This is a genomic window from Rhodopila globiformis (assembly GCF_002937115.1).
In the GTDB taxonomy this organism is placed as follows: Bacteria; Pseudomonadota; Alphaproteobacteria; order Acetobacterales; family Acetobacteraceae; genus Rhodopila; species Rhodopila globiformis.
The window spans coordinates 1-12,474 of record NZ_NHRY01000162.1; the positions used below are offsets into that span (position 1 = coordinate 1).

Genomic DNA, 12,474 nt, shown 5'->3' on the forward strand with positions numbered 1-12,474 from the left:
CCAATCGCCGCTCGCCGCGGACCTACGACCGCGACCTCTACAAGGCGCGCCATCTGATCGAAAATTTCTTCGCCAGGCTCAAGCAGTTCCGTGCCATCGCAACCCGCTATGACAAGACTGCCCGCAACTTCCTCGCCGCGGTCCACCTCGCCGCCGCCGTCGTTTGGCTTAATTGACGACACGCCCTAGGCGATCACCGCCGGACGCACCGCGGACACGCTGCACTACCGCACCCTGGCGCCCTATGCCGTGCAGCAGCACCCGACGGACGAGCACCTGCTGCCGTTGTTCGTGGCCATGGGGGCCGGCGGCACCGGCGAGCGGTTGCACGGCTCGGCCATGTACTCCATCCTCAGGATGGACGCCTATGCGTTCCGGTGATCCACTGGCGCGGTCCAGACCAACCGGGGGAAACAATCATGCAAGTTGGCTTCATCGGCGTGGGCAACATGGGCGGCCCGATGTGCCGCAACATCATCCGCAACACCAACCATGAGGTCGTGGTCTTCGACCTGAATGCCGACGCGGCCAAAGCCTGCACCGATCTCGGCGCTACCGCCGGCGGCTCGGTCGCCGAGGTGGCACGGCGCTGCGACGTCGTCATCACCTCGCTGCCGATCCCGCGCGTGGTGGAGGAGGTGGCGCTGGGGCCCGGCGGCGTCGCCGAGAATGCCCGGCCCGGCGCCGTGTTCATCGACCTGTCCACCAATTCGCCCTCCACGGCGAAGCGGGTCGCCGCCGGCATGCAGGCCAAGGGCATCGCCATGCTGGAAGCGCCCGTCTCCGGCGGCGTCACCCGCGCCACCGACGGCACCATCGTCATCATGGTGGGCGGCGACGCGGCGGTGTTCGAGCAGGCCCTGCCGCTGCTGAAATCCTTCAGCAGCGAGGTCATCCACCTGGGCGAGATCGGCTTCGGCTCCACCGCCAAGCTGATCAACAACATGCTGGCCTTCATCAACTCCGCCGCCGCGGCCGAGGCGCTGATGATGGGCAAGCGCTCCGGCATCGACCTGCGGAAGCTGGACGCGGTGATCCGCAATGCCAGCGGCATGTCGGCCGGCTATGCCAACATGGCCGGCAAGGCGCTGGCCGGCAATTTCCAGCCCACGTTCGCGCTGGACCTGGCGCACAAGGACCTGCGCCTGGCGCTGGAGATGGCGGACGAGCTTGGCGTCCCCGGGCTGATCGCGCCGCAGGTCATGAGCCTGATGCGGATGGCTCGCGGCATGGGGCTGGGGTCGTCCGATTCCGCCGCGATCATGCGTGTGTATGAGACAACGCTGGGCGAAGAGGTCCGGGCGCCGGGCTGATCGGCCACTATCCGCATCGGTTGGCGGCAGCGCCTGTCACATACATGCGAAACGCCACAAGTCCCCGCGACAGGACCGCCCGGGACATTGCACACTATGGCCAGGCTGCATGCGAGCGAGGCGCAGATTGGGTACGACCATATGAGTGAGCGAAGCCAGATCCTCGTGGTGGAGGACGACGCCCTGGTGTCGGACGTCATCCAGGCCGCGCTGGACAGCCGGTACCAGGTCACCGTCGTCGAGACCGCAGCGGCGGCGATGGATCGGCTGCGCCAGGGCGGGATTCGGCTGATGCTGCTGGATTGCACCCTCCCCGGCGGCCTCGACGCCGATCTGCTGCCCGAGGCCGATCGGCAGGGGACGCTGGTGGTGCTGATGTCGGGCGATCCGGGACGTATGGACGCGCTGACCGGGCAGACAAGGCCCTTCGTCCTGAAGCCGTTCACCCTGAGCGACCTGGTCGCCACCGTGGAGCGCGTGCTGTCGGCGGACGCCGGCGAACCGCGCGGTTGACACCCGGCCGCTGACGCCGCGACGCACGCAGCCCGGCGCGCGCTGTCTGAATGCCGGCGCGGCCACCTGATGGACCGCGAGGCAATGCCGGCTGGCGGTCCGCAGAGCGATATCGGCCTGACAGAAGATCGCGGCGCGATGTCAGGCCGATGAAATTGCTCGCGAAATATGAGCCAGGGCGTTTCCAGCCAGGCTGGGAAGGATCCACCGCAAATTGCAGGCCGGTTGGGACGCGCAGTCGCTGCCTTGGCGTCATGGTGGCCGACGGGCCGGCCATCCACGCCTTTGGCTGATATCGGCACCCTCAGGCGTGGGTGGGCGGCCTTCCCACCATGACGATGAAGGCGCCCCGTCTCAACTTACCGGCAGTCCGCTGTCGCATGGCGCCGGCCGGGATCGCGCCTGCCCTTCCGGCAGCGGCCGGATGGACGCCGTTCGCGGCCGGCCATGCTGAAGCAACGGTCCCATTTCTTCGGCGCCACCAGAACAACCATGAAACAACCGCCGCCGGAGCAGCCTCATCTTGCCGTAGCGGACCGGGACCGATCATGGTAGGCAGGCAATTCGTCCGTGAGAATCGGCTACTGATTTATTTCAACAGCAATAATCCTGAAACCAGCCAGCAACGAACGTGAAACGACCTCGCACTCAGCCTGAACACGGCAGTCCGCCCGAATGGTCCCGGAAACCGTCACTGCCGCAGGACGGATCCGCAAGGGAAGCGGAATCGGCCAGTGCGGCCGGCGCCGACAAGCTGGCCTTCGTCAGCCGCCTGCAGACCATCCTTGCCCACTGGCCCAGCGCCGATCGGCTGGCCCGGGCGATGGGCGTGTCGCCGTCGGCGTTCCGCAAATGGCTGAAGGGAGAGGCGGAACCCAGCCGCGAGCGGCTGGTCGCCCTGGCCCGGGTGGCCGGGGTCAGCATCGCCTGGCTGGCCCAGGGCGAGGGACCGGCACCGGTTTTCGAAACGGTATCGGGCCCGCGCCGCCGCCTGCCATACCAGGACCCGGGGCCAGGGGTGGATCCGGGGCAGTTTGTACTGTTGCCAAAACAACATGACGGCGTGGGCACCCATCCGGCCGCGCCGATGTTCGGCTTCCTCGCGCTGCACCACGACTGGGTGCGGACGGCCTTTGGCGCGGAGCCGGACAACCTGCTGCTGGAAATCGCCACCGATGACGCAATGCGGCCGACGATCAGGAATGGCGACACGATGCTGGTCGACACCGCCGACCGGACGCTGCGCAATGGCGGGGTTTACCTGCTGCAGATCAACGATCACCGCCTGGCCAGGCGGGTGCAGCGCAAGCACGAAGGCAGCCTGGTGCTGATCAGCGACAACAGCGTCTATCACCCGGACGTCATTGATCCCGGCGCCGCCGCCCACGTGGTGGTCATCGGCCGGGTCGTCTGGGTAGGTGGGGCGGTCTGACGCGGTCCAGGCGCGGCCGGATCACGGGATGATCCCGGCGGGTGACATGGCTTGCGGCGATAACCAACCGGCGCGCCGGCAGCCCGGTGGCGGCAATGAGGCAAGAGGCCGCTTCCCCGTTGTCGTGGCCCGGCTTGCCCGCATGGGCGCTGGCTGAGAGAGACAGGGCCGGGTCCATTGCCTCACCGCCATGGCCGGGCGTGTCCCTACGGGATGCACACATCTCGGAAACGGTCCGCCGCTGCGTTTCCCTTTCGTCATGGCCCGGCTTGTCCGGGCCACCTATTCCAGCACTTGTGCCGCGACAGGTGGCCCGGACAAGCCGGGCCATGACGATGGGGGAACGCTCTTGGCGCCCAGGCAAGCACTTGATTTTACGGTCATTTCCGACTCGTTTCCAGGATGTGTGCATTGCGTAGGGACACGCCCGGCCATGCCGATTGGGGAGGAACGTGATCCGGCGTATTTCCGCGCCGCGTGGCAATGCTTCAGGGTTGCGTGGCCGTGGTCTCCGGCGGCTTGGCCGTGGTCTCGGGCTGCTTGGCCGTGGTCTCGGGCTGCTTGCCCGCCGCCTGCCGCACCGCGTTCGGGTCACGCCCGGACTGGCGAATCAGGACGTCGTTGACCCCGTTCGACGCCTCGGTGGCGACCACGACCGCGACGTCGCCCCAGTAGTGGTCCAGCGTCCCCGCCGGGATCACGTTCAGTTGGATCACCCGGCCGCGCTCGTCGCCGGACGGCGTGCTGACGATCCACTGGATCTCCACCCGTTCCTTCCCCTTGCCGATCGGCACGACTCTTACCTGGCCCTGGACCTTGAAATCCATGCCGGTGGGCGTCGTCAGCACCACCGGCCCCAGCGCCGCCAGGCGAGCGCGCATCTGCTGGGTCAGCGACAGGTCGCCGTCACCCGGCGCGCCGGTCACGTCGGCCACCAGCACGCGCGCCGGCCGGTTGTACAGGCTGTGCGGATCGGCCTTGTCGTGGGCGATGCGGATGCTGGTCAGCACCGCCCCGATGCGCGGCGCGGCTTCCGCAGCGATCTGCTGCATCAGCGCCGGCGAGGCGGTGGCCCAGACATCCAGCGGCACCGGTTCGCCGTCGGCCTCGCCTTCGTCCTTGCCCTGCGGATTCTGCACAATGAATGTCGGCATCACCGCGTTGCCGTCGCGCCTGGCCCGGGTGATCAACCGCCAGTCCGTCGGCTCCGGCGCACGCACCATGGCGGGCACTTCCGTCGCCTGCAGCGCTGTGGCGATCTGCGCCGCCAGGTCCTGGTTGGCGGCATCCGGCAGCAGAGTGTCCGAACCAGGCGGCACCGCCAGCAGCGGCGCCAGCGGCTGCGCCAGGCGCCTGGCTTTGGCGCCGGGGTTGCCCAGGAACGGTTCGGGAAGGTCGCCGCAAGCGGAAACCAGCAGGCACAGAAGCAGGGCAAGCCTGCCGACTCGACGCACCATCATGCCTCGGCTTGAAGCAGAACCCGGCAGGCGCCGGAAGAGGGCGTGTCCAGACCGGATGTTCACGCCGGCCTGATCACCGAAATCTGGTGGCCGATCGGCCCGGATTTGGCCAACGTGCGGCGGCGGTGGCTGAAGAAGCGGTCCTCGTTCGCCAGCGTGTCGATGCCGGTCACGATGACGTGCGCCACGCCGGCCGCGCGCAGCCGCGACGCGCAGTAGCCCGCCAAATCGAACTGCCAACGGTCCGGCTGCCGCCCGGGCGCGAAGAACGCCGAGTCGGCGGCGGATCGCGCCAGCACCGCATCGCGCAGATCGGCACCCACTTCGTAGGAGTCGCGGGCGATGCAGGGGCCGACGGCGGCGACGATGCGGTCCGGCTCCGCACCCAGCGCCGCCATGGCGGCCACGGTCGCCTCCAGCACGCCGGCCACCGCGCCGCGCCAGCCGGCATGCGCCGCGCCGACGATGGCGCACCCGGTATCGGCGAACAGCACCGGCGCGCAGTCGGCGGTGACGATCCCAAGGCCGAGGCCGGGGCGGTCGGTGACCATGGCATCCGCCTTTTCACCCGCGCCGGCGCGCCACGGATGCGTCACCGTCACCACGTGGCTGCCATGCACCTGGGTCAGCCCGAGCAGGCAGTCCGGATTGATGTCCAGCGACCGCGCGGCGCGGGCGCGGTTTTCCAGCACGGCGCCGGGATCGTCCGCGCTGGACAGGCTGCAATTCAGGCTGGCGAAGGCGCCGGCGGAAACGCCGCCGCGGCGGGTGAAGAATCCATGCGGCGCGGGCATCCCGTCCGCGATCAGCGACTCCGCCATCTGGCCTCCATGCAATACCGGCGCGGCTGGTGTGTGACAGTGTGCGCATGCGGGTCAACCGGTGTTACACTCTTGCCAAGCCCGGCAACGGGCGCATCTCCGTTTCCGGGGGTGGGAGGACGACGACATGATTGGTGTGGATTGGGGCACGACAAGCTTCCGCGCGTTCCGGGTAGGGCGCGACGGGTCGATCCGCGACCGCCGGGCCAGCCCGCGCGGCATCCTGGCCGTGCCGGACGGGCGCTTCGGCGACACGCTGCGCGAGGAAATCGGCCCCTGGCTGGCGCTGGGCGAGGACAAGGTCCTGCTGTCCGGCATGATCGGCAGCCGCCAGGGCTGGAAGGAGGCGCCGTACCTCCCGTGCCCCGCCGGCCCGGCCGATATCGCCGGCGCGCTGGTGGACATCGGCTTCGACTGGGCAAAGGTCAAGCTGGTGCCCGGCCTGTCCGGCGTCGATGAAACGGGCGTGGCCGAAGTGATGCGCGGCGAGGAGGCGCAGGTCGTGGGCGTGCCGGCGCTGCTGCGCGACGGCGGCCTCGCCTGCCTGCCGGGCACGCATTCGAAGTGGGTCCGGGTCGCGGGCGGCCGCATCACCGGCTTCACCACCCACATGACCGGCGAGATGTTCAGCGTGCTGCGCGGCCATACCATCCTGGCGCGCATGATGCGCGACGGGCCGAGCGACGGCGCGCCGTTCGACGCCGGCCTCGCCCGCTCGGCCGAGCCGGGCGGCCTGCTGCACCACCTGTTCGGCATCCGCGCCCTGACCCTGGCCAACCGGCTGCCGGAGACCGACGCGCCGGCCTACCTGTCCGGGCTGCTGATCGGGCACGAGGTGCGTGCGGCGCTGGCGCGGCATCCCGGCTCCGTCGTGCAGGTGATTGGTGCGCCGGAACTGACGGCGCTGTACGCCCGCGTCATCACCGCCTGCGGCGGCTATGCCGAGCGCCACGACGGCGAAGCTGCCGCCCACGGCCTGGCGCTGATCGCCGGGCATGCCGATTGGGGCTGAGGCCGCTGGGGCTGAAGCCGGCTGGGGCAGTGTTTGGCCGTCAGGCTTCAGCGCCCGGGCGTGGTGGTGGCCACCCCGTCATGGCCCGGCTTGTGCGCATGGGCGCCAACTTGGAGAGACAGGGCTGGGTCCGTTGCCTCTCCGTCATGGCCGGGACACGCCCGGCCATGACGATAGGGAGACGACCGCGGCGGACCGTTTCCGGGACGTGTGCATCCTATAGGGACAAATCAAACCACAACGATAAAGGAACAGCCACCCGCAACGCCGATCGGCATCATATCGCGATGGCGTAGGCGGGGCGCCGCGGGTCGGCGCCGGCGGCAACCAGGCCGGTGGCCGGATCTGTCAGGATCGCCTCGACCGAGCCGGCCAGCCAGGTCCAGTCCGGCCAGTCCTGGATGGCGTGCCCCCGTGCCGCGAGATCGTCCCGCGTCGCCTGGCCGATCCGCGCTTCCACCGCCAGCCGTCCGGGGACGTAATCGAACGGCGCGAACGAGGACGGGAAGTTGTAGGACGCCACCCGCGGCGCCTCGATCGCCGTCTGCAGGTCCATGTGGAAATGCAGCACGTTCAGCAGCACCTGCAGCATCGCCTGGACCTGCACGTCGCCGCCGGGCGTGCCGAACGGCATGACGCCGCCCCCGGCGGTGACCAGCAGCGCCGGATTGGGCGTCAGCCGCGGCCGCTTGCCCGGCGCCACGCCCGCGGGATGCGCCGGATCGGGGCGGCTCTGCGATCCGCGGCCCGACGGCGCGATGCCCAGTCCCGGCACCACCGGAACGTTGCCGCACCCGTCCGACGGCGTGGCGCTGAAGGCGTTGCCCCAGCGGTCGACGACGCAGCAATAGGACGTATCCGCCTCGAGCCTCGGCACCTCCGCCCCGGTGATGACAGGCCGTATATGCGGCGCCTCCAGCGGCGGCGGCATCTGCCCGAAGGCGCGGTCGTCGCGCACCGCCTCGGCCCGGCGCGTGATCCGCACCGGATCGAGCAGGTCCATCAGCGGCACGTCGACGAAGTTCGGGTCGCCGAAGTAATATTCCCGATCCGCCAGCGCCAAGTCCAGGCAGGAAACGATCCGGTGCAGGTAGTCGGCCGAATTGTGCGCCAGGCCGCCAATGCCGACCTGCTCGACCAGCGCCAGGGCCTGCTGCAGGGCGGGACCCTGGCACCATGGCCCACAGGTGATCAGCTCGTGCCCGCGCCAGGTCTGGCGCACCACCGGCTCGATGGCGGAGCTGTATTCGGCCAGGTCGTCCATTGACAGAAAGCCGCCCTCCTGTTGCTGGAAACAAATGATCTCGCGCGCGATGTCGCCGCGGTAGAACGCCTGGTGCGCCGCCGCCAGCCCCGCCAGCCGATCGGCACCGGCGGCGCGATCCTGGTCCGCCATGTGGCGCAGGGTTTTCGCCAGGTCCGGCTGCACGAATTTCGCGCCGATCGGCGGCACCGCGCCGTCCGGGAGGAAGATCGCGGCGTTCGACGGCCAGCGCCGGTACTCCGCCTCGTGCGCGGCGATCGAGCGGTGCAGCAGCGGATACACGGCAAACCCCTCATCCGCGAAACGAATGGCCGAGGCGGCGACGTCGGCGAAGCGCATCGTGCCGTGCCGGCGCAGCGCAGTGATCCAGGCATCCGGCGCCGCCGGCACCACCGTTCGCAGCACGCCATCCGGAATCGTGCCGTTGTGCTCGCGCAGGAACAGGTCGGCCGGAAGCGCCTTCGGCCACCAGCCGAGCCCGGCGATGCTTTCCACCCTTCCATCCGCCAGCCGCACCAGGATCGGCGCCACGCCGGCGAAGTTCACAAGGTCCGGCTGCAGCACCGCCAGGGCGATGCCGGCCGCGACGCCGGCGTCGATCGCGTTGCCGCCGGACTCCAGGATCGAGAACCCCGCCGCGGCGGCGAGATAATGGCCGGCTGAAATAGCATGGCGTATGCCGTGGATCGTCGGGCGATGGGACATGCGACGGTTCCTGCGCAAAAAGCGAAGCGTGCGGCAGAATCCGCGGGCGGTCCAGGACAGCCCTGATCGGGAGCGCAATGGACTCTATTTGCTCTCATGTCTGGCTGCGCGGAGAAAGCGCGTCCCGCTATCGCCTAGATCGTCTATCCATCGACGTGGCCGGGACAGGCTGCACACGTATCAGGACAAGCGGAGCGGCGGAGCAAGGTCGTCGCCCTATCGTCATGGCCGGGCGTGTCCCCATGGCTATCAGGATGGGGCGGCGGTTGGAGAAGGATTTGGTGCCCGGTCCGTTGCCTCACCGTCATGGCCGGGCATGTCCCGGCCATCTGCGCTTCGACAGTTGGGGGTAGATGGCCGGGACACGCCCGGCCATGACGATGGGGCAACGACCCCTCTCTTTCCGCCGTCGCCCGGCCGGCAACCTACAGCCAGGAGAACAGGTTGGTGAACCAGCCCGTCTTCTTCGGCTGGATGATCGGCGTCTGGCCCACGTTCGGCGCTTCGCCCAGCGCCGCGTTCTCCCGCAGCCGCTGCGATTCCGCAGCCGCGTCGACCTCGGCCGGCTGCGGGTTCGACTTGCGCCACAGCAGCAGCTTGTCGACGAAGCCGTCATCCGCGGTGGCGTTCTTCGCGTCCTGGTCCACCTTCTGGCGGATGTCCGCCGGCGCGGCCGGGCCGGCCTGCTGCATCAGCGCCATCTGCCCGGGGCTCTCGCCGCCCGTCGGCGCGCCCAGCGCCAGTTGCGGCACCAGCGCCTCCTCGGCCTGCTTCTGCTCGCTCTGCTCCTGCGGGCGCGGCGCGCCGGGGCTGGGCGGACGCAGGTTGAAGTCCGGCGGCATCGACAGCGGCGCCCGGGTCGTTACCGTATATTCGTCCGGCGTCGCCCGCGCGATGCCGAAGGTGCGCACCAACTGGTCGCCGCTGCACCCGGCCAGCAGCGCCATGGAGCCGGTCAGGAGCAACATGCCGCGGACACAGCCGGCGCGGCGTGGTCTGGAGGAAATCGTTCGCATCTCGTGGTCCATACTCACTCACCGGCTTCTGCCACAAGTACGAGTGCATAGCTATGCCACGTTTGACCGCCGCCGGGGAGGTATCGCGATCACCATGGCGGCAAACAAGCCCGTGCTCAGCGTCCATTGCGCGATGGCGAAGGCGTGCGCATAGGCGCGTTCCCCGCCCTGCCCGTCCAGCACGATGAAGAACAGGCTGCCGATGATGGCCACGCTGACCGCGGCGCCGACCTGCATCGCCGAGTTGGCGATGCCGGCCGCGACCCCGCCCTGGGACGCCGGCACGTCGCCCAGCACGGTGGCGAACAGGCGCGGGAAGGCGATGCCCTGGCCCAGCCCGGCCAGGAACACTGCCGCCGACACCGCCGCCGGGCTGCTGCCACGCGCGACCAGCACCCCGACGGTGACGTAGAAGAACACCTGGATGCCCATGCCTATGGCCAGCAGCCGATCGCGCAGCCGCACCAGCGGCGCGGTGAGCAGCGGCCCGGCGAACAGCCCCAGGCCATAGGGCACGATCGCCAGCCCCGTCTGCAGCGGCGGCACGCCCCGGCCCTCCTGCTGGTACAGCCCGAACAGCAGGTAGAAGCAGGTGGTGAAGAAGAACAATGCCGCCACCAGCACACCGCGGCGGAAGCTGGGAATGCGCAGCAGGGCCAGGTCGACCAGCGGCATGCCGCCCGTGCGGCCCAGCCGCGCCTCGTACCAAAGGAACGCGGCGGCGAGGAACGGCACGGCCGCCAGCGCGGCGAACACCCACGGCGGCCAGCCCTGCTCGCGGCCGACCGACAGCGGCACGACGATGCCCGCCAGCGCCAGCGAGATCAGGCCGGCGCCGCCCAGGTCCAGCCGCACCCGCGTGCCGCCGCCGGTCTCCGGCACCACCGTCAGCCCCAGCGCCAGGGCGGTGGCGCAGACCGGCAGGGTCAGCAGGAACACCGTCCGCCAGCCCAGCCCCGCCGGATTCCACTGGATCAGCGCCCCGCCGCCGAACTGGCCAATGGCCGCCGCCATGCCCATCATGATGCCGTAGAAGCTCAGCGCGCGGGCGAGTTCCCGCTCGTCCTCGAACAGGGCGCGGATCGAGCCCAGCACCTGCGGCTGCAGCAGCGCCGCGGCGGCCCCCTGTATCACGCGCGCGGCCACCAGCGCCGGCGGCGAGGGCGCGATGCCGCAGCCCAGGCTGGCCAGCGAGAACGACGCCATGCCAACCAGGAAACAGCGCTTGCGGCCGTACAGGTCGCCCAGCCGCCCGCCGGTGATCAGGAACACGCCGTAGCTCGCGGCATAGCCCGAAACCACCAGTTGCAGCGCCGCGGCGCCGGCCCCCAGGCTGTCATGGATCGACGGCAGCGCCACGTTGACGATGAAGAAGTCCAGCGGCGGCAGGAATCCGCCCGCCAGCAGCACCGCCAGCGCAAGCCAGCGGCGGGCGTCTTTCTGTCCGGTTGTCACGCTTTCTCCCTTTGCGCCCCGTCACCCAGGGTGATTTCAGGACGCCGTTGCTCTAGCATTCAAGCCCGATGTCACCGCCCCGAACAAGACTGGACCCTGAGGGGTATTACCACCGCCTCGGGCTGGACCCGGATGCGGACCACGAGGCGGTGGTCGCCGCTTTCCGCGCCCGGGTGCGGGTGCTGCATCCCGACGTGCCCGGCACCGGCAACGCCGCGGCGTTCGTCGCGGTCAAGCAGGCCTATGACGTGCTGTCGAACCCGCACCGCCGCCACGACTATGACCAGGCGGCGCAACGGGCGGCGCAACGGGCGGCGGTGGGGACGCCGGGGCCGGACATGTTCTCCATCCGGCCGGCGCGCCCGGTCCACGCGGCCCGTCCCGCGCCCACCACGGCGCCCACCGCCGCGCCCACCATGGGGCCATGGCCGGCCGGGGCAATCGCCTGGCTGGCCGACGCCGTGAACTGGGTGCGCACGTCGACGCCGCTGGCGGCGATCGGGCTTGGATTCGCCGCCATCCTGTGCATCAGCGTGGTGCAGGTCGTGCTGCATGTGGAGCAGACGCCGCCGGTGGTCAGCGACGGCATCCGGCCGAATGCGGCGACGGTGCAGCCGCTGTCGCCGGAGGCGCACGACGCGACGCTGTACGGCCCGGCGCCGGCGCGGCTGCCCGGCCCGCCGAACTTCTACGTCATCCCCACCGCAAGTCCCGCCATCCTGTGGCGCTACGATCCGGCGCGCAACAGATTCGTCCCAGACCGCCAATTGCCGCCGTTCAGCTCGGTGCATGCCGTGCGGTTCGTGCGGCAGAACGGCCTGCTGGAGGTCCTGGTCAGGGGCCAGCCCGACGGCTACGTCGAGGCCGCCCAGGTTGCCCCGGGCAATTACCAGGCAGCCAGGCGCGGCTATTGCAGCTACAATGCCGGGTCGCCGCCGTTCAACGGCGAGGTGCTCGTCGCCACCGGCCAGGGCAACGGGCGCCTGCTGATTGACAATCGTGCTGTTCAACCGGTGGTGGTGAAGCTGCGTGATCCGTCCTGGCGCGTGGTCTTCTCGGTCTATCTGGCCCCCGGTGGCCACGCGGACGTCACCGGCCTGCCGTACGGCGCTTACCGCACGGACTTCGCCATCGGCGAGTTGTGGAGCCGGGCCTGCCAGACCTTCGCCGCCGGCATGCGGGCACGGCGCCTGGACGGCCCGCTGACGATTGCCGGCCAGGCTTCGCTGCAGATCACCGACGATTCAGCGAGCCTGCCGTCGACGGACATCGCCGACTCGGAGTTCGAGCAGAACTAGGGCGTGTCGTCAATTAAGCCAAACGACGGCGGCGGCGAGGTGGACCGCGGCGAGGAAGTTGCGGGCAGTCTTGTCATAGCGGGTTGCGATGGCACGGAACTGCTTGAGCCTGGCGAAGAAATTTTCGATCAGATGGCGCGCCTTGTAGAGGTCGCGGTCGTAGGTCCGCGGCGAGCGGCGATTGG

At 69.8% G+C, this 12,474-nt stretch carries 13 protein-coding genes; 7 read left to right on the plus strand and 6 right to left on the minus strand.

Annotation, left to right across the window (positions count from 1 at the left end; all coding sequences use genetic code 11):
* The 5 genes from CCS01_RS15640 to CCS01_RS15660 form a co-directional block, all read left to right on the plus strand.
* Positions 1–176 (plus strand): transposase (locus CCS01_RS15640; protein ID WP_146101497.1); only part of this gene is annotated, 176 nt, incomplete at its 5' end.
* A gap of 73 nt (positions 177–249) precedes the next feature.
* Positions 250–381 (plus strand): hypothetical protein, encoded by a 132-nt coding sequence (locus CCS01_RS35720; protein ID WP_275112926.1) that lies wholly within the window; start codon positions 250–252, stop codon positions 379–381.
* Positions 382–419: 38 nt separating this feature from the next.
* Positions 420–1,313: an NAD(P)-dependent oxidoreductase gene (locus tag CCS01_RS15650; RefSeq protein WP_104519728.1), complete on the plus strand. Its 894-nt coding sequence runs from the start codon at positions 420–422 to the stop codon at positions 1,311–1,313.
* 141 nt (positions 1,314–1,454) lie between these two features.
* Positions 1,455–1,826: a response regulator gene (locus CCS01_RS15655; RefSeq protein WP_158258416.1), complete on the plus strand. Its 372-nt coding sequence runs from the start codon at positions 1,455–1,457 to the stop codon at positions 1,824–1,826.
* A 631-nt stretch (positions 1,827–2,457) separates the two neighbouring features.
* The gene (locus CCS01_RS15660) at positions 2,458–3,258 is read left to right on the plus strand and encodes a LexA family transcriptional regulator (RefSeq protein ID WP_104519730.1); all 801 of its coding nucleotides are present in this window, start codon (positions 2,458–2,460) and stop codon (positions 3,256–3,258) included.
* 488 nt (positions 3,259–3,746) lie between these two features.
* Here the strand turns inward: CCS01_RS15660 and CCS01_RS15665 are convergent, their stop codons facing one another.
* Both CCS01_RS15665 and pgeF read right to left on the minus strand, forming a co-directional pair.
* The gene (locus CCS01_RS15665; protein WP_146101786.1) at positions 3,747–4,718 is read right to left on the minus strand and encodes a hypothetical protein; all 972 of its coding nucleotides are present in this window, start codon (positions 4,716–4,718) and stop codon (positions 3,747–3,749) included.
* A gap of 59 nt (positions 4,719–4,777) precedes the next feature.
* The gene (gene pgeF, locus CCS01_RS15670; protein ID WP_104519732.1) at positions 4,778–5,539 is read right to left on the minus strand and encodes a peptidoglycan editing factor PgeF; all 762 of its coding nucleotides are present in this window, start codon (positions 5,537–5,539) and stop codon (positions 4,778–4,780) included.
* 127 nt (positions 5,540–5,666) lie between these two features.
* On the opposite strand from pgeF, the gene CCS01_RS15675 reads away from it, so the two are divergent.
* On the plus strand, positions 5,667–6,551 hold the full coding sequence (locus CCS01_RS15675) for a 2-dehydro-3-deoxygalactonokinase (protein ID WP_104519733.1): 885 nt from the start codon (positions 5,667–5,669) through the stop codon (positions 6,549–6,551).
* Positions 6,552–6,828: 277 nt separating this feature from the next.
* Here the strand turns inward: CCS01_RS15675 and CCS01_RS15680 are convergent, their stop codons facing one another.
* From CCS01_RS15680 to CCS01_RS15690, 3 genes are all read right to left on the minus strand, one after another.
* The gene (locus tag CCS01_RS15680) at positions 6,829–8,520 is read right to left on the minus strand and encodes a gamma-glutamyltransferase family protein (protein ID WP_104519734.1); all 1,692 of its coding nucleotides are present in this window, start codon (positions 8,518–8,520) and stop codon (positions 6,829–6,831) included.
* Between the two features lie 425 nt (positions 8,521–8,945).
* Positions 8,946–9,488 (minus strand): DUF3035 domain-containing protein, encoded by a 543-nt coding sequence (locus CCS01_RS15685; RefSeq protein ID WP_158258417.1) that lies wholly within the window; start codon positions 9,486–9,488, stop codon positions 8,946–8,948.
* 99 nt (positions 9,489–9,587) lie between these two features.
* A complete protein-coding gene (locus CCS01_RS15690) occupies positions 9,588–10,991 on the minus strand; it encodes an MFS transporter (protein ID WP_104519736.1) in 1,404 nt (467 codons plus the stop codon).
* Positions 10,992–11,059: 68 nt separating this feature from the next.
* Between CCS01_RS15690 and CCS01_RS15695 the strand changes: the two genes are divergently transcribed.
* Entirely contained in the window at positions 11,060–12,289 is a 1,230-nt protein-coding gene (locus CCS01_RS15695) for a J domain-containing protein (protein WP_104519737.1), read from the plus strand.
* Between the two features lie 9 nt (positions 12,290–12,298).
* Here CCS01_RS15695 and CCS01_RS15700 read toward each other — a convergent pair.
* Positions 12,299–12,474 (minus strand): transposase (locus CCS01_RS15700; protein WP_146101497.1); only part of this gene is annotated, 176 nt, incomplete at its 5' end.